Source organism: Amycolatopsis sp. cmx-4-61, from assembly GCF_046548775.1.
Classification (GTDB): Bacteria; Actinomycetota; Actinomycetes; order Mycobacteriales; family Pseudonocardiaceae; genus Amycolatopsis.
In genome coordinates, this window is sequence record NZ_JAEBEI010000001.1 from 823695 (window position 1) to 839079 (window position 15385).

Here is a 15385-nt window from a genome sequence, read left to right on the forward strand (position 1 = left end):
CGGATCTCGTGGATTCGCCCCGGTGACCGCCGTCACCCAGAATCGGTGCGTGACGATTTCCGCCCGCCGGTGTCCTCCCCGTAAGGAGGTGCCGTGACGACGACTACGCCGCTGGACGACGTGACCCTCGTCGGCCGGGCGCGCGACGGCGACGTCCGGGCGTACGAGCAGCTCGTGCTCCGCTACCAGGGGCCGATGTTCCGGCTCGCCGTCAAGATGCTCGCCCACCGCGGCGACGCCGAGGACGTCGTGCAGGAGGTGTTCCTCAACGCCTGGCGCAAGCTCGGCCAGCTCGGCGAGGACGCCGCGTTCGTCGGCTGGCTCTACCGGGCCACGACGAACCGCTGCCTGAACGCGATCCGCGCGAGGCGGCCTCAGGCCGACGTCGACCTCGACACGGCCGAGTCGCCGCGGACCGACCTGCAGCCGGAGCGGGCCGCCCAGGTGAGCGGCCAGTTGACGGCGTTGAACGCGGCGCTGGCGCAGCTGACGCCCGAGCAGCGGGCGTGCTGGCTGCTGCGCGAAGTGCACGGCCGGTCCTACGGAGAGATCGGCGAAATCGTCGGCGTGAACGCGACCGCGGTCCGCGGCCGGATCGCGCGCGCCCGGGCCCAGCTGGCGGAGGTGATGAAGCCATGGCGATGACGGAGTACGAGCTGCCCTGCGAGCGCGATGTCGAGCAGGTGTGGGAGCGGCTCGACGCGGTCGGCGCCGGGCTGGCCGACGAACACGAACTGACCTGCCCGCACTGCCGGGCCGCGCGCGAGAGCCTGCTGGCGTTGCGGGAAGCCACTTCGGAGCTGGCCGCCGAGGAGGAAGCGCCGTCGCCGGACCTGTTCGCGCGGATCATGTCGGCGGTGCGCGCCGAGGTGCGGCGGGGCTCGATGGTGCCGCTGCCGACACCGGAACCCGGATTCGTCGAGGTGAGCGAGCAGGCCGTGGCGGCGGTGCTGCGGTACGCGGCCGACACCGTCGACGGCGTCCGGGCGCGGCGCTGCCGGGTGCGGACCGTCGACGGCGGGATCGAGGTGGACCTCACCGTCGCGGTGAGCCAGCGCCTCGTCGCCGGCGGCGAGGCGCTGGCGAAGGTGCGGGAGCGGGTGACGGCGGCGGCCGCGGCCCGGGTGGGCCTGACGCTGGTGAAGCTCGACGTGTTTGTGGACGACGTTTACGGGGAGCCGGGGGGATGAGCGTGGACAGCGCCGACTACGTCATCGCCGACCCGGTGATCGCCAGCGTGGCGGCGCGGGCGGCGATCGCCACGCCGGGGGTGGTGCGGCTCGAGCCGGGCCTGCGCGGCCTGGTGACGGCGTGGACGCGGGCGGCCCGTCAGTGGTGGAAGGGTCTCGACCCGGCTCCGGCCGACGGCGTCCGGGTCCGGACCGCGGACGGCCGGGTCAGCGTCCACATCGACCTCGTCACGGCGGCGGCCGACCAGGCCGCCGCGGTGGGCCGGGCGGTCCAGCGCGCGGTGACGCGGTTCGTGGCCGAGCAGACCGGCCTGGTCGTCGACGAAGTTTCGGTGTCCATCATGGACATCGAGCCGGAACCCCGGTGACCGCCGGCGAAGCCGTCGAGAAGATCGTCGGCGCTCTCTCGACGGTGGACGGCCTGCGCCCGGCGACCCCGGCCGCCCCGGAAACCTCGTGGCTGCCGGTGGACTGGGACGGCATGGCGGTGGAGCTGAGCCCGGACGTCGTCCGGATCCGCCTGATCGCGACCCGGCTGCCGATCCCGCCGTTGCTGGACCGGGCGGCCGCCGCCGTGCGCCCGGTACTGGCGGGCACGGCGTGGGAGAACGCGCGGCTGAGCCTGGTGGTCACCGACCTCGACGGCGCGGCGTTCGCGAGACCCGCGTCACAGTGACGGCGTCCCGTCCTTGGCGTCCATAGCTGCGAACAGGGCGCAAAGCCTTGTTCCGCAGGACATCCAGCCGCCCGGGATGCGGTCGCGGATGGCGCTCGGCGCCCCGGGCCGTCCCGCCGCCGAGATCGACATCCACATCGCCGGGGACGACGAGCCGGCGGCCGGTGATCGCCTCGGGTGAAATCCGGCTGCCGGGACCGCGGGCCGGGCGTACCGTCGGGGCATGGAGGAGCCGCCGGAACCGCAGCGACCAGCCGATCCGAACCGGAAGAAACCGGACGGCGCGCCCGACCAGTACCCGCACGAAGAGCCGACGCAGTACCCGGCCAAGCGGCCGCCGGAATTCCCACCCGGTGTAACGCCTCCGTCACCGCGGAGGTGAACAGGTTGCTCCGCTTGGTTAAACATCACACGGATGGGCATCCATAAAGGCGAACGGCCCTGGCCCGCGGAGTAAAGTCGCTGGTAGGGGGATCGGTGGAGGGGGTGCGATGGCGAAGTTCCTGGCCGACGTGACCGTCGTGGTGCACATCCTGGCCTTGCTGCTCATCGGCTTCGGCGGGTTCGTCGCCTGGCGCTGGCCGAAACTGATCTTCATCCACCTGCTCGGGCTGGCCTGGGGCATCCTGGTCAACGTGGCACCGGTCGCGTGCCCGTTCACCGCGCTGGAGAACTACTTCCGGCACCAGCAGGGCCTCGGCGACCTCCCCGGCGGGTTCAACGCCTACTACCTGTACGGCACGGTGTTCCCGCAGTCGTGGCTGCCGGCGATCGGCATCGGCGCGATCGCGGTGGTCGCCTACTCCTACGTCGGCGTGTACCACCGCTGGCGCCACCGCCACGACGAGGAAACCCAGGTGCGCCCGGTCCCCCTGGGCTGAGCGAGAATCACCGGGTGAACACAACACCCGGACCCACCGAGTGGGTGAGCCGCGAAGAGGTCGGCGTCGGCCCGTGGCCGGGTGCGTGGCCCGCGGACGAGCGGTACGACCCCGAGCTGCTGCGCGACGGCGACCGCCGCAACGTCGTCGACGCCTACCGCTACTGGCGCCGCGAGGCGATCGTGTCCGATGTGGACAGCCGGCGGCACCCGTTCCACGTCGCGATCGAAAACTTCCAGCACGACCACAACATCGGCACCGTGGTCCGCACCGCCAACGCCTTCGCCGCGGCCGAGGTGCACATCGTCGGCCGCCGCCGCTGGAACCGGCGCGGCGCCATGGTGACCGACCGCTACCAGCACCTGCGTCACCACGACGACGTCGACGGCCTGATCGCCTTCGCGGGCGAGCACGGCCTCGCCGTCGTCGCGGTGGACAACACGCCGGGGTCGCAGCCGGTCGAGACGGCGGAAATCCCGCGCGAGTGCGTCCTGTTGTTCGGCCAGGAAGGGCCCGGGCTTTCGCAGCCGGCGCAGGAAGCGGCGTCGCTGGTGGTGTCGATCGCCCAGTTCGGCACGACCCGGTCGATCAACGCCGGGGTCGCCGCCGGAATCGTCATGCACGCCTGGATCCGGCAGCACGCCGACCTCGGCCGCGCCTGGTGACGCCTACAGGCCCCAGCCCCAGCGCAGCTGGGCCACGCCCGTCGCGTTGTTGGTCTCCAGGCCGCTGCCGCTCTGCCGCGTGATCGAGTACGTGTCCCCGGACCGCAGGCCGGGCCAGTAGACGACCCCCAGCTGCCGCGACCGCGCCAGGTCCGTGGTGGCGGCGAAGTACGCGGTGAAGTTGTTGCCGTCCTGGTGGCCGGCGGAGTAGTTCAGGCCGGTCGTCATCGGGGCGCCGGCCTCGTCGATGATCGTGCGGCCGGAGTACGACCCGAGCCGGTTGCTCAGGTTCGCGGTCCACGCCGAGCGGGTCGTGTCGGAGGCCCAGAAGCCGTAGAAGTGCAGCGACAGCAGCGTGCCGTCCAGCGCGCTCGCGGCGCCGACGCCGGTCACGTTGTCGTTGTAGCCGGTACCGCTGACCAGCACCCGGCCGCGCGGGATGGTCGAGTGCCGGGACAGCCAGGTCGAGCAGAGCGAAACCCAGGCGGTCAGGCTGTAGCCGAACGGCTCGTTCATCGGCTCGAAGTACACGTTGCCGTTGCCGCCGTAGTCGGCGGTCACCTTGTCCCACATGGTGTTCCAGGCGTTCGTGTCGTCGACGAAGCCGTCCTTGTTCGCTTCCCAGTAGCCGAAGATGACCTTCATGCCGTGGGACAGGGCCGAGTCGGCCGCGCCCTTGTACCGCCCCCACCAGTCCGAGTTGACGCTCTGCGGGTTGATGGGCAGCCGCACGGTGTTGGCGCCGAGCTTCTGCTGGAAGCCGGTGATGATGCCGTCCGCCTTGCTGCGGACGCTGTCGTAGCTGTCCCCGGCGGTGAGGCCGGTCGGGATCACCCAGCCGTCGACGTAGTTGTCGCGGGCGTCCGCCCAGTTCACGCCGCGGAACGCGTTGGTGGCGGCGGCCGCGGTCGGCGGGACGGCGAGCAGGGGAACGAGCAGGACGGCGAGCAGGCAGTGACGAAGGCGAGCCATGCGAACTCCGATGTTCACGTAAACATGCCGGGTCGAGAATCCCGGACGGCTCGCCGCGGCGTCAAGGGTCAGACGGGGGTGACCTCGACCGGAATACCGTTCAACACCGACGTTCCGGACGGAACGTCCAGCAGCGTCTCGTCGGCGACCAGGTTCGAGTTGACGCCGGGGTTCGCGCGCGCCACCCGCGTCCGGGCGCCCTCGACGTCGTGGCCCCAGCCGTGCGGGATGCTGACCACACCGGGACGGACCTCGTCGGTGACCTCGACGGGGACTTCGAGCTTGCCCGCGCGGGACGTCACCGAGGCGAGGGCGCCGTCGGTGAGGCCCAGCCGGGCGGCGTCTTCGGGGTGCACCTGGGCCGTGCAGCGGTTGCCGCCGCGGACCAGCGGCGTGAGGTTGTGCATCCACGAGTTGTTCGAGCTCAGGTGCCGTCGCCCGATCAGCACCAGCCCGGCTTCCGCGGCCTTCGCGAGTTCTTCCCGCAGCCGCGGGACGTCCGCGACGACCGGCTCGGGGGCCAGCTCGATCCGCCCGGACGCGGTGCACAGCACCTCCGGGATCCGCGGCTTCAGCGGCCCGAAGTCCACGCCGTGCGGCGCGGCTTCGAGGTCGGCGAGCGTGACGTCGTACGGCCCCGCGCGCAGCATCAGGTCGACCAGGCGCGCGGGCCCGGTCCGGTCGTGGGTGACTTCCAGCCCGGCTCGGCGGGCGACGTCGGCGGCGACGAAGTCGTCGAGCGCCGCGACGTCGGCCTCGGGACCCTGACCGGCGACGATGCCGGTGAGCCGGAGCATGGTCTCCCACTCCTGCGGCAGGGCCGACGGCAGCGTCGCCGGCGTCCAGTTGGCGATGTTGCGGACGGACAGCTGGTAGAAGGCCAGGTCGAAGTGCGGGCGCTCCAGCGGTGACGGGCCGGGCAGGATGACGTCGGCGTGGCGGGACGTCTCGTTGAGGTAGACGTCGACGGAGATCATGAAGTCGAGGCCTTCGAGGGCCGCGGCGAGCCGCCCGGCGTTCGGCGTGCTGAGGCAGGGGTTGCCGCTGACCGTGATCAGCGCGCGGACCTGGCCCTCGCCCGGGGTTTCGATCTCGTCGGCGAGCGTCGCGACCGGCAGTTCACCGACGACCTCGGGCAGGCCGCGCACGCGGCTGCGCCACCGGCCGACGGCGAACGGCCGCCGGTTCCCGGTGGGCTGGCACGCGGCCAGCGGGAACATCGCGCCGCCCGGGGTGTCGAGGTGGCCGGTGAGCACGTTGAGGACGTCGACCAGCCAGCTGGCGATGGTGCCGAACGCCTGGGTCGTGGTGCCGATCCGGCCGTAAACCACGGCGTTCCCGGCGGCGGCCAGCTCGCGCGCGAGCCGGCGGATCTCCTCGGCGGCGATGCCGGTGCGCGGCGCGACGGCTTCCGGCGTGAACGGCTCGGCCAGCTCCCGGACGTCGTCGAGGCCGTTGAGGTGGTCGGCGAGCCGTCCCGGCTTAACGCGGTCTTCGGCGAATAGGACGTTGACCAGCGCGAACAGTAGCAGCGCGTCGGTGCCGGGCCGGATGGCGTGGTGCTCGTCGGCGAACTCGGCCGTGCGGGTGCGGCGCGGGTCGACGACGACGATCTTGCCGCCGCGCGCGCGGATCCCGCGCAGCCGGCCGCGGATGTCCGGCGCGGTCATCAGGCTGCCGTTGGAGACGAGCGGGTTGGCGCCGAGGATCAGCAGGTGCCGCGTCCGGTCGAGGTCGGGCACCGGGATGGCGAGCGGGTCGCCGAACATCGTGCCGGCGGAGTAGTGCTTCGGCAGCTGGTCGACCGACGTCGCGCTGTAGAAGTTCTTGGTGCCCAGGGCTTTGTAGAGGACGCGGCCGTAGAGCGTCAGCGCGATGTTGTGCACGCCGGGGTTGCCCGCGTACACCGCGACGGCGTCCCGGCCGTGCTGCTCGAGGATCGGCGGGAGGCGGCGGGCGATCTCGTCGTAGGCCTCCTGCCAGCTGACTTCGACGAACTCGCCGTCGCGCTTGAGCAGCGGGGCGGTCAGCCGGTCGGGGTCGTGGTGCAGCGCGCCGAGCGACGCGCCCTTGGGGCAGATGTACCCCTTCGAGAAGACGTCCTTCTCGTCACCTTTGACGCGCGTGACCTGCTGGTTCGCGTCGAGCGTCACTTCCAGGCCGCAGGTGGCTTCGCACAGCGGGCAGGTGACGTGGGCCGTCGTCATGACCACCGAACATACCGAGCGGTATGTCGATGGGCAAGGCACGATTGCGACATGGACGTTTCGGCCGCCGAACGCGCGGTGACCTCGCGGCACCTCCGGCGGGTCTGGGCGCTGCCCGGCACGGTGCTCGGCCGCAGCGGCTGGCCCCCGTCGGCGGAGCAGCGGCTGCACTGGCACTGGAACTACTGGTGGCAGGCGCACCTGCTGGACACGCTGGTCGACGCCCAGCTGCGGGCCCCTTCGGCGGCGCGCCTGGCCTCGATCCGGTCCTTCGTCCGCTCGGTGCGGCTGCGCAACTTCGGCCGCTGGACCAACGACTACTACGACGACATCGCGTGGCTCGGCCTTGCGCTGCAACGGTTATCGGCGCTCGGCATCGACGTGGGCCCGGCGCTGGCGGCGATCGACACGCAGCTGCTGTCGGGCTGGACGTCGGCGGCGGGCGGCGGCATCTGGTGGCGCCGCGGCGACGACTTCAAGAACGCCCCGGCCAACGGCCCGGCGGCGATCTTCCACGCCCGGTCCGGAAACCTGGCCCGCGCCCGGGCCATGACGGACTGGCTGACGTCCACTTTGGTCGATCCCGATTCCGGTTTGGTCTGGGACGGGATCCGCGCGGGCACGGGCGAGCTGGTGAAGCACATTTACACGTACTGCCAAGGGGTTTACCTCGGTGCCTGCCTTGAGCTGTCCTTGATGGACGACGCTGCCCGGACTGTGTGCGCGGTGGCCGAGCACTGCGCGCCGGGCGGGGTGATCCGCGGCCAGGGCGGCGGCGACGGCGGGTTGTTCGCGGCGATCCTGGCCCGGTACCTGGCCTTGGCGGCTCGCGCGTTGCCAGGACCGGAAGCCGCGGTGGCGCGATCGCTGGTACTGACGTCGGCGGAGGCCTGCTGGTCGGGCGCGGCGCCGGGCCCGGTGTTCAGCGCGTACTGGGACCGCCCGGCACCCTGGCCGTTGCCGGAGGACGCCCCGGAACGGGACATGTCGGTCCAGGTGGGCGGCTGGATGCTCCTCGAAGCCGCAGCAACGCTGGATTAGTTCAGCAGCCGCAGGAAGCGCCGTGGAGGAACCTCGGCGTCAGCCACACCGACTCCGGGGGCCGATCGGGATCCGCCATGCGGGACATCAGCAGCTGAACCGCCCGCCGCCCCAGGTCCGCGACCGGCTGGACCAGGGTCGTCACCGCCGGGCTCACCCGGCGGGCCCAGTCCATGTCGCCGTAGCCGACCACCGCCAGCTCCGAGCCGATGCGGATACCCCTTCGGTGGGCCTCGTACTGGACGCCCACCAGCATCGACTCGTCGGCCACCACCAGGGCCGTCGGGGAGGGCCAGCCGTCCAGGAGCTTGGCCGTGGCCCGGGTTGCGCCGCCCGCGTTCGAAAAACCGCTCTCCACCAGCTCGCGGTTGAACCGCAGCCCCGCCTGCTCCAGCCCCAGCCGGTAGCCCCGGACGCGCTCGCGGCTGATCTCCAGGCCCTCGTCGCCCGAAACCAGGCCGATCTTCCGGTGGCGCCGGTCGGTCAGGTGCCGGACCAGGGAGGCCACCGCGTGCACGTTCTCGGTACCGACCTGGTCGACGTCGTTGCGCGCGGCCACCCGGTCCACCAGCACCGTCGGGACGCCCATCCGCACCAGGCCGTTGACCACTGCTTCGTCGCCGGCCGAGGGAACCAGCAGCACGCCGTCCACCAGGTCCGCGCGCAGCGCGCGCACCACCTCGGCCTCTTCGCCGACGGCGTCCCCGGTGTCGGCCAGCACGACGTCACACCCCGCCTGTGCGGCGGCCGCCCTGATGGCGCGCAGCAGCTGGTCCGCGTACGGGTTCGCGGAAACCCCCATGGCGACGCCGATCCGGTAGGTGACCGGGGGGTCCCACAACCGGAGGTCCGGCGAAAGTGCGGTCATCAAGCCCTCGCAGACGCTCAGCGGAAAGGTATCCGCTGAACGGCCGCAGGACGGCGTCCTTTCCCCAGAATCACCGAAGTGAGTGAACCGGGGGGCAGCCACACGACTCACGGTGACGGAGAGTGGGTGCCAGCCGTACCGTTTCGGCCTTGCGGGCCGGGTCGTTGATCCGGGCCAGCAGCAGCCGCACCGCCTGCCGGCCGATCTCCTCGATCGGCTGCGCCATCGTCGTCAGCGGCGGGTCGACCAGGTCCGCCCACTCGACGTCGTCGTAGACGACCACCGGCAGATCACGGCCGATGCGCAGGCCGCGCCGGCGGGCCTCGTGCAGCACGCCGACCATCATGCTGTCGTTGCCGACCACCAGCGCCGTCGGCGGCTCGGGCAGCGCCAGCAGCGTGCTCAACGCCAGCGCGCCGCCATCGCGCGAAGAGTTTCCGCAGGCCACGAGGTCGGACGCCCACGTCAGTCCGGAGCGGCCGAGCCCCAGCCGGTAGCCGAGCACGCGCTCCTCGCTGGTCGACAACCCGGGTACGCCGCTGATCATCCCGATCCGCCGGTGCCCGAGCGTGGCCAGGTGCGCGGTCAGCGCCGACGTCGCCTGGATGTTCTCCGAGCCGACCTGGTCGACGTCGGTGCGGGTGGACAACCGGTCGATCAGGACCGTCGGCACGTCCAGGGAGACGAGCTCGCCGATCACCGGCCCGTCGCCGGGGGCCGGGGTGATGAGCAGGCCGTCGACGCGACGGGAACGCAGCGCCCGCACGGTGTCACGTTCCGTGTCCGCCGCGTCGTGCGTGTCGGCCAGCAGGACGGTGTACCCGTGGGCCGACGCCTCCCGCTCGATCGCCTGCATCAGCGTCGCGAAGTACGGGTTGGCCACCAGGGAGACCGCCATCCCGATCGAGCGCGTGCCGCCCGTGACCAGCGAACGTGCGATGGCGTCGCCGGTGTAGCCGGTCGTCTCGATCGCCCGCAGCACCGCCGCCTTGGTCTCCTCGGCGACCGCGCGGGTCCCGTTCACCACGTGCGAGACGGTCGTGATCGATACGCCGGCGAGCTCGGCGATGTCGCGCTGGGTGGGGCGCGACGACCTCGGCTGGGGCATGCCAATCCTTTCCGGCAAGCGTTTGCGCAAACGCTTGCGTCCACCGAGCAGTCTGTCTACCTTCCGGTCCATCGGCAAGCCTCGAACCCAGCAAAGGGTGGATACCCATGAGACAGCGAAGTCTCACCGCAGCCGTGCTGGCCGCCGTCCTCGCCGCGACGACCGGGTGCACGGTCGAACGCCACTGGGGCGGCAACACGAACACCGGCGGCAGCGGCAAGGCGAAGGTCGGCCTGGTTACCAAGACCGACACCAACCCCTACTTCGTGGAACTGCGCAACGCCGCGAGAGCGGCCGCGCAGGCCAACGGAGCTGACTTCAGCGCGCTCGCCGGCCAGTTCGACGGCGACAACGACGGCCAGGTCCGCGCCATCGAGAACCTCCGCCAGCAGGGCGCGAACACGATCCTGATCACGCCCAGCTCGTCCACCGGCGTGCTCAAGGCGATCAAGGACGCGCGTGACGCCGGGGTCCTGGTCATCGCCCTCGACACCGCGACCGAACCGCCGGACGCCGTCGACGCCACCTTCGCCACCGACAACTTCGCGGCCGGCGAGCAGCAGGGCGCCTACGTCAAGGCCGCGCTCAAGGGCGTCCCGCCGAAGCTGCTGATGGTCGACGGGACCGCGGGCAGCTCGGTCGACACGCAGCGGCACGGCGGGTTCCTCAAGGGCATCGGGCTGACCGACGGCTCGCCGGAGATCAAGGGCCACACCGCGGCCAACGGCGACCAGAGCCTCGCCCAGCAGGGCATGGAGAACCTGCTGCAGCGCAGCACCGACATCAACGCCGTCTACTCGATGAACGAGCCGATGGGCCGCGGCGCGTACGCGGCGCTGAAGGCCCGCGGGCTGACGAACCAGGTCGTCATGGGTTCGATCGACGGCGGCTGCGAAGGCGTCCGGAACGTCAAGGACGGCCAGTTCGCCGCCACCGTCATGCAGTTCCCGAAGAAGATGGCCGAGCAGGGCGTGCTCGCCGCCGTCGAATACGCGAAGACCGGCAAGAAGCCGTCCGGCTTCGTGAACACCGGCTCCGCCGTGATCACCGACAAGCCCCTGCCCGGCATCGAGAGCCACGATTCCGCCTGGGGCCTGCAGAACTGCTGGGGAGGCCAGAAATGACGACCGCCACCGCAGTGTCCACAAAGGATCGCGAGTCACTCGGCGACTTCCTGGTCCGCGCCCCGGCGGTCGGCCCCGCGCTTGCGCTGATCGTCGCGATCGTGGTGTTCTCGCTGGCCACGGACACGTTCTTCGACCTCGACAACCTGTCCACCGTGGTCCAGCAGTCCCTGGTCGTCGGGACGCTGGCGCTGGGCCAGACGCTCGTCATCCTGATCGCGGGCATCGACCTGTCCAACGCGGCCTCGATGGTCGTCGCGACGCTGATCATGGCGAAACTCGCCGCGGCCGGGACCAACGGCTTCGTCGCGCTGCTCGCCGGCATCGTGCTGACGGTCGTCGTCGGCCTCTTCATCGGCGGGCTCACCACGCGGATCAAGCTGCCGGCGTTCATCATCACGCTCGGCACGTTCACCATGCTCACCGCGGTGTCGAAGCTGATCGCCGGCGGTCAGGCCGTACCGGTGACCGACGGGCTGCTGCAGTGGCTCGGCACCAAGCGCTACCTCTTCGGCGGCATCCCGATCACCTACGGCATGACGCTGGCGCTGCTGATGTACCTCGGGATCTGGTACGCGCTGACGAAAACGGCGTGGGGCAAGCACGTCTACGCGGTCGGCAACGCGCCGGAGTCCGCGCGGCTGTCCGGCATCAAGGTCAACCGCACGGTGCTGTCGGTGTACATCGTCGCCGGGCTGACCTTCGGCATCGCCGCGTGGCAGGCGCTCGGCCGGACGCCGAACGCCGACCCGAACCAGTTCCAGCTCGGCAACCTCGACTCGATCACCGCCGTCGTCCTCGGCGGGACGAGCCTGTTCGGCGGCCGCGGTTCGGTGCTCGGGACGCTGATGGGTGCGCTGGTCGTGGCCGTGCTGCGGTCGGGCCTCACGCAGATGAACGTCGACGGCAACTACCAGGACCTGGCCACCGGTGCCCTGCTCATCGCCGCCGTCGTGGTGGACCGGATCGCGAGGAGGCAGCAGCAGTCATGACCGAACCGATCCTCCAGGCCCGGGGCCTGGTCAAGCGCTACGGCCGCGTCACCGCCATCGACGGCGCCGACTTCGACCTGCTCCCCGGCGAGGTGCTCGCCGTCGTCGGCGACAACGGCGCCGGGAAGTCGTCGCTCATCAAAACCCTGTCCGGCGCGGTGATCCCGGACGAGGGCGAGATCAAAGTGGACGGGAAGACCGTCCACTTCAAGTCCCCGTTGGACGCTCGCCACTACGGCATCGAGACGGTGTACCAGGACCTCGCCGTCGCGCCCGCGCTCGACATCGCGTCGAACATGTTCCTGGGCCGGGAGAAGCGGCTCAAGGGACCGTTCGGGCTGTTCCGCAAGCTCGACACCGCGACCATGCGGGCCGAGGCGCAGCGGATCCTCGACGAACTGGGCATCAACATCAAGTCGATCAGCCAGCCCGTCGAGACGCTCTCCGGCGGCCAGCGCCAGGGTGTCGCGGTGGCCCGCGCGGCCGCGTTCGGCACCAAGGCGGTGATCATGGACGAACCCACGGCCGCGCTCGGCGTCGCCGAGTCCGGCAAGGTGCTCGACCTGATCGGCCGGATCCGCGACCGCGGCCTGCCGGTGGTGCTGATCAGCCACAACATGCCGCACGTGTTCGACATCGCCGACCGCATCCACGTGCACCGCCTCGGCAAGCGCGTCGCGGTCGTCTCGCCGAAGACGCACTCGATGAACCAGGTCGTCGGCCTGCTCACCGGGGCGCTGCGGCTCAACGAGAACGGCGAGGTCGAAGAGGCCGCGGCCGCGACCCACGTGGCCGGGCTCAGCTGAATGGGCCCTCGGCGGGAACGAGTGCCTCAGGCCGGAGTGAGGGTGCTGCTGGCGGGCTTGTGCACCGTGGACGTGGTCCAGCGGGTCGAGGAGCTGCCGGCGCCGGGTGAGAAGGTGCAGTCGCTGCAGGTGGACGTCGCCGCGGGTGGGCCCGCGACGAACGCCGCGGTGACGGCGGCCGCGCTCGGCGCCGAGACGACCCTGCTGACCGTCCTCGGCGCACACCCGCTGGCGGCCCTCGCCCGCGCCGACCTGGAGGCCCACGGCGTCCGGCTGATCGACCTCGCCCCCGGCCTGCCCGACCCGCCCCCGGTCAGCGCGGCCGCCGTCCGGCACCGCGACGGCGAGCGCACGGTCGTCTCCCGCAACGCCGGAGGGCGGCACTTTCGCGTGAAAGTGCCGCCACTGGCAGCTGATGTCATTTTGCTCGACGGGCATTACCCGGAGCTTGCGCTGGCGGTGGCGCGGGATGCCGAGGCGCCGGTGGTGCTGGACGCCGGGAGCTGGAAACCCGTGTTCGACGAGCTGCTGCCGCTGGTGGACGTGGCCGCGTGCTCCGCGCACTTCACCGCGCCGGAGCCCGGCCTGCACCAGCGTGGCGTCCCGACCGTGATCACCACCGCGGGACCGCGGCCGGTGCGCTGGTCCACTGCGGACGGCGGCTCGGGTGAGGTGCCTGTGCCCGCCGTCCAAGCGCGGGACACACTAGGTGCGGGCGACGTCTGGCACGGCGCGCTCGCCGTGGCCGTGACGCGCGAACGGACGGTGCCGGACCGGATCCGCTTCGCCAACGAGGTGGCCGCCGAACGGGTGCGGCATGTGGGACCGCGGTCGTGGACGACCGCGATCGCAGGAAGGAACAGGACATGACGGCGTTCGACGACCTGCTGGCCCGGGCCGAGGGCCTGACCGTGCGCGGGCAGCGCAACGTGCTCGGCATCGTGGGTGCGCCCGCGTCCGGCAAGACCACGCTCGCCTGGGCGCTGGCCAACGCGCTCGGCTCGCGCGCGGCGGTGGTCGGCATGGACGGCTTCCACCTCGCCCAGGTCGAGCTGCGGCGGCTGGGCCGCACCGAGCGCAAGGGCGCCCCGGACACCTTCGACGCGGCGGGCTACTACCACCTCATCCGCCGCCTGGCCGAAGGCCGCGAGACGGTGTACGCGCCGGAGTTCCGCCGCGAGATCGAGGAGCCGATCGCCGGGGCCGTCGCCGTGCCGCCGGAGGTCCAGCTCGTCATCACCGAGGGCAACTACCTGCTGCTGCCGGACGACCCGTGGAGCGCGATCCGGCCGCTGCTCACCGAGGCCTGGTTCCTGGCGCCGGACGAGCCCGAGCGGATCGAACGGCTCGTGTCGCGCCACCGCCGGTACGGCCGTTCCCTGGTCGAAGCCCGGCAGCGCGCGCTCGGCTCGGACCAGCGCAACGCCGACCTGATCTCGCAGACGCGCGACCGCGCCGACCTGGTGCTGGAGAACCTGCCGCTGGCGAACTTCGCGATTTGACCCTCATCGTCACCGGCGGCAGCCGCGGGATCGGCGCGGTGATCTGCGCGCTGGCCGCCGCCCGCGGCCACGACGTCGTCGTCAACTACTCCGGTGATCCCGCGCCCGCCGAGGCCGTCGCTTCGCAGGTGCGGGACCACGGCCGGCAGGCGCTGGCGGTCCGCGCGGACGTCTCGGCCGAGGACGACGTCCGGGCGCTGTTCGACGCGGCCGCGGAGCTGGGCGCGGTGACCGGCCTGGTCAACAACGCGGCCATCGTCGGCAACACCCCGGGCCGGCTCGAGGACTACGACGTCCACGTCGTCCGGCGCACCCTCGACGTCAACGTGACGGGGGTGTTCCTGTGCTGCCGGGAGGCGGTCCGCCGGATGTCCACGCGCCACGGCGGCGACGGCGGGGCGATCGTCAACATCTCCTCGACGGCCGCGCGCACCGGCTCGGCCGGCGAGTGGGTGCACTACGCCGCGTCGAAGGCCGCGGTCGACACGCTGACGTTCGGCCTGGCGCAGGAGGTCGCGGCGGACGGCATCCGGGTCAACGCGGTCCGGCCGGGCATGGTCGAAACCGGGCTGCACGCGGCCGCGGGCCTGCCGGACCGGCTGGCGAAGTACGCGCCGCAGATCCCGCTGGGCCGGCCCGGGCAGCCGGCGGAGATCGCCGAAGCGGTGCTGTTCCTGCTGTCGCCGGCTTCGTCGTTCACCACCGGCGCGCTGCTCGACGTCGGCGGCGGCCGCTGATCCGGGTGAATCAGGCCGTACTGGATCGTGTCCGTTGCCCGCTGTGAGGGGTCGAGCGCGCTGAGTGCGTTCTGTCCGCCTGCTGGGACGGCCGGAGACGGCGAGATCACGATCGGACCGGGAACTTGGTCACTCGCGTTTTCCGTGCCGAACGCTGTGCAACTCTGGGAAGCCGCCACGCGAAAGGACGGCTTCGGAAGCCATGGCCAAACTCATGTCCGTGCACCACCTCGCGCTCACCGTGACCGACGTGGACCGCAGCGTGCCGTGGTACGTGCGCGTCCTGGACCTCGAGGAGGTCACCCGGCGCGAAGAGCCGGACACGGGACTGCGCAAGGTCGTGCTGCGCTCGGCCGGGGACGAGTTCTCCGTGGTCCTGGTGCAGCACGCGGACACCGGGCGCCGCGGGTTCGACGAACGCCGCACCGGGCTGGACCACGTCGCCTTCCGGGTGCATTCCGCCGCCGAGCTGGCCGAATGGGAGAGCCGGCTCCAGGAGTTCGGCGTCTCCTACGTGCCGGCGGCGCCGTCACGCACCTTCGAAGGTTCGCGCGTGATCGTGTTCCGCGACCCGGACGGCATCCAGCTCGAGATCTGGACCGACCCGGAGCTCTGA

At 71.6% G+C, this 15385-nt stretch carries 18 protein-coding genes; 14 read left to right on the top strand and 4 right to left on the bottom strand.

Annotated features, from left to right (window positions below):
* The first annotated feature begins 93 nt into the window (after nt 1-93).
* The 6 genes from ACLJOU_RS04020 to ACLJOU_RS04045 all read left to right on the top strand — a co-directional run bounded on the left by ACLJOU_RS04020 (nt 94) and on the right by ACLJOU_RS04045 (nt 3412).
* Entirely contained in the window at nt 94-645 is a 552-nt protein-coding gene (locus ACLJOU_RS04020; RefSeq protein ID WP_410563196.1) for an RNA polymerase sigma factor, read from the top strand.
* Nucleotides 636-1190 (top strand): Asp23/Gls24 family envelope stress response protein, encoded by a 555-nt coding sequence (locus ACLJOU_RS04025; RefSeq protein WP_410563198.1) that lies wholly within the window; start codon nt 636-638, stop codon nt 1188-1190. Before ACLJOU_RS04020 ends, ACLJOU_RS04025 begins: the two co-directional genes overlap by 10 nt.
* Complete coding sequence (locus tag ACLJOU_RS04030; RefSeq protein ID WP_410563199.1) at nt 1187-1558, top strand: Asp23/Gls24 family envelope stress response protein; 372 nt, start codon at nt 1187-1189, stop codon at nt 1556-1558. The genes ACLJOU_RS04025 and ACLJOU_RS04030 overlap by 4 nt, the downstream gene beginning before the upstream one ends.
* Entirely contained in the window at nt 1555-1866 is a 312-nt protein-coding gene (locus tag ACLJOU_RS04035; RefSeq protein WP_410563200.1) for a hypothetical protein, read from the top strand. The genes ACLJOU_RS04030 and ACLJOU_RS04035 overlap by 4 nt, the downstream gene beginning before the upstream one ends.
* Nucleotides 1867-2357: 491 nt before the next feature.
* Nucleotides 2358-2747 carry a DUF2784 domain-containing protein gene (locus ACLJOU_RS04040; RefSeq protein ID WP_410563202.1) on the top strand — a complete coding sequence of 130 codons (390 nt, stop codon included), beginning with the start codon at nt 2358-2360 and terminating at the stop codon, nt 2745-2747.
* Between the two features lie 14 nt (nt 2748-2761).
* On the top strand, nt 2762-3412 hold the full coding sequence (locus ACLJOU_RS04045; RefSeq protein WP_410563203.1) for a TrmH family RNA methyltransferase: 651 nt from the start codon (nt 2762-2764) through the stop codon (nt 3410-3412).
* Nucleotides 3413-3415: 3 nt separating this feature from the next.
* Here ACLJOU_RS04045 and ACLJOU_RS04050 read toward each other — a convergent pair whose 3' ends face one another.
* Complete coding sequence (locus tag ACLJOU_RS04050; RefSeq protein WP_410563205.1) at nt 3416-4384, bottom strand: cellulase family glycosylhydrolase; 969 nt, start codon at nt 4382-4384, stop codon at nt 3416-3418.
* Between the two features lie 68 nt (nt 4385-4452).
* The gene (locus ACLJOU_RS04055) at nt 4453-6591 is read right to left on the bottom strand and encodes a molybdopterin oxidoreductase family protein (protein WP_410563206.1); all 2139 of its coding nucleotides are present in this window, start codon (nt 6589-6591) and stop codon (nt 4453-4455) included.
* 51 nt (nt 6592-6642) lie between these two features.
* On the opposite strand from ACLJOU_RS04055, the gene ACLJOU_RS04060 reads away from it, so the two are divergent.
* Nucleotides 6643-7632 (top strand): glycoside hydrolase family 76 protein, encoded by a 990-nt coding sequence (locus ACLJOU_RS04060; RefSeq protein WP_410563208.1) that lies wholly within the window; start codon nt 6643-6645, stop codon nt 7630-7632.
* A gap of 1 nt (nt 7633) precedes the next feature.
* Here ACLJOU_RS04060 and ACLJOU_RS04065 read toward each other — a convergent pair whose 3' ends face one another.
* Together ACLJOU_RS04065 and ACLJOU_RS04070 are read right to left on the bottom strand one after the other, a co-directional pair.
* A complete protein-coding gene (locus ACLJOU_RS04065; protein ID WP_410563211.1) occupies nt 7634-8500 on the bottom strand; it encodes a LacI family DNA-binding transcriptional regulator in 867 nt (288 codons plus the stop codon).
* 70 nt (nt 8501-8570) lie between these two features.
* Nucleotides 8571-9608 carry a LacI family DNA-binding transcriptional regulator gene (locus ACLJOU_RS04070; protein ID WP_410563214.1) on the bottom strand — a complete coding sequence of 346 codons (1038 nt, stop codon included), beginning with the start codon at nt 9606-9608 and terminating at the stop codon, nt 8571-8573.
* Nucleotides 9609-9715: 107 nt separating this feature from the next.
* Between ACLJOU_RS04070 and ACLJOU_RS04075 the strand changes: the two genes are divergently transcribed.
* The 7 genes from ACLJOU_RS04075 to ACLJOU_RS04105 all read left to right on the top strand — a co-directional run bounded on the left by ACLJOU_RS04075 (nt 9716) and on the right by ACLJOU_RS04105 (nt 15385).
* Entirely contained in the window at nt 9716-10732 is a 1017-nt protein-coding gene (locus ACLJOU_RS04075) for a substrate-binding domain-containing protein (protein ID WP_410563217.1), read from the top strand.
* Nucleotides 10729-11724 carry an ABC transporter permease gene (locus ACLJOU_RS04080; protein ID WP_410563220.1) on the top strand — a complete coding sequence of 332 codons (996 nt, stop codon included), beginning with the start codon at nt 10729-10731 and terminating at the stop codon, nt 11722-11724. Before ACLJOU_RS04075 ends, ACLJOU_RS04080 begins: the two co-directional genes overlap by 4 nt.
* A complete protein-coding gene (locus tag ACLJOU_RS04085; protein ID WP_410563222.1) occupies nt 11721-12530 on the top strand; it encodes an ATP-binding cassette domain-containing protein in 810 nt (269 codons plus the stop codon). The genes ACLJOU_RS04080 and ACLJOU_RS04085 overlap by 4 nt, the downstream gene beginning before the upstream one ends.
* A gap of 42 nt (nt 12531-12572) precedes the next feature.
* The gene (locus ACLJOU_RS04090; RefSeq protein WP_410563224.1) at nt 12573-13400 is read left to right on the top strand and encodes a PfkB family carbohydrate kinase; all 828 of its coding nucleotides are present in this window, start codon (nt 12573-12575) and stop codon (nt 13398-13400) included.
* On the top strand, nt 13397-14032 hold the full coding sequence (locus ACLJOU_RS04095) for a nucleoside/nucleotide kinase family protein (protein ID WP_043787338.1): 636 nt from the start codon (nt 13397-13399) through the stop codon (nt 14030-14032). Before ACLJOU_RS04090 ends, ACLJOU_RS04095 begins: the two co-directional genes overlap by 4 nt.
* Entirely contained in the window at nt 14029-14769 is a 741-nt protein-coding gene (locus ACLJOU_RS04100; protein WP_410563227.1) for an SDR family oxidoreductase, read from the top strand. The genes ACLJOU_RS04095 and ACLJOU_RS04100 overlap by 4 nt, the downstream gene beginning before the upstream one ends.
* Nucleotides 14770-14971: 202 nt before the next feature.
* The gene (locus ACLJOU_RS04105; protein ID WP_410563229.1) at nt 14972-15385 is read left to right on the top strand and encodes a VOC family protein; all 414 of its coding nucleotides are present in this window, start codon (nt 14972-14974) and stop codon (nt 15383-15385) included.

What these genes read in the sequence shown, in the direction of transcription:
- ACLJOU_RS04050 (WP_410563205.1), bottom strand. Translation starts at nt 4,384, where the DNA reads ATGGCTCGCCTTCGTCACTGCCTGCTCGCCGTCCTGCTCGTTCCCCTG.
- ACLJOU_RS04105 (WP_410563229.1), top strand. Translation starts at nt 14,972, where the DNA reads ATGGCCAAACTCATGTCCGTGCACCACCTCGCGCTCACCGTGACCGAC.
- ACLJOU_RS04065 (WP_410563211.1), bottom strand. Translation starts at nt 8,500, where the DNA reads ATGACCGCACTTTCGCCGGACCTCCGGTTGTGGGACCCCCCGGTCACC.
- ACLJOU_RS04040 (WP_410563202.1), top strand. Translation starts at nt 2,358, where the DNA reads ATGGCGAAGTTCCTGGCCGACGTGACCGTCGTGGTGCACATCCTGGCC.
- ACLJOU_RS04025 (WP_410563198.1), top strand. Translation starts at nt 636, where the DNA reads ATGGCGATGACGGAGTACGAGCTGCCCTGCGAGCGCGATGTCGAGCAG.
- ACLJOU_RS04080 (WP_410563220.1), top strand. Translation starts at nt 10,729, where the DNA reads ATGACGACCGCCACCGCAGTGTCCACAAAGGATCGCGAGTCACTCGGC.
- ACLJOU_RS04060 (WP_410563208.1), top strand. Translation starts at nt 6,643, where the DNA reads ATGGACGTTTCGGCCGCCGAACGCGCGGTGACCTCGCGGCACCTCCGG.
- ACLJOU_RS04085 (WP_410563222.1), top strand. Translation starts at nt 11,721, where the DNA reads ATGACCGAACCGATCCTCCAGGCCCGGGGCCTGGTCAAGCGCTACGGC.
- ACLJOU_RS04095 (WP_043787338.1), top strand. Translation starts at nt 13,397, where the DNA reads ATGACGGCGTTCGACGACCTGCTGGCCCGGGCCGAGGGCCTGACCGTG.
- ACLJOU_RS04055 (WP_410563206.1), bottom strand. Translation starts at nt 6,591, where the DNA reads ATGACGACGGCCCACGTCACCTGCCCGCTGTGCGAAGCCACCTGCGGC.
- ACLJOU_RS04030 (WP_410563199.1), top strand. Translation starts at nt 1,187, where the DNA reads ATGAGCGTGGACAGCGCCGACTACGTCATCGCCGACCCGGTGATCGCC.
- ACLJOU_RS04070 (WP_410563214.1), bottom strand. Translation starts at nt 9,608, where the DNA reads ATGCCCCAGCCGAGGTCGTCGCGCCCCACCCAGCGCGACATCGCCGAG.
- ACLJOU_RS04075 (WP_410563217.1), top strand. Translation starts at nt 9,716, where the DNA reads ATGAGACAGCGAAGTCTCACCGCAGCCGTGCTGGCCGCCGTCCTCGCC.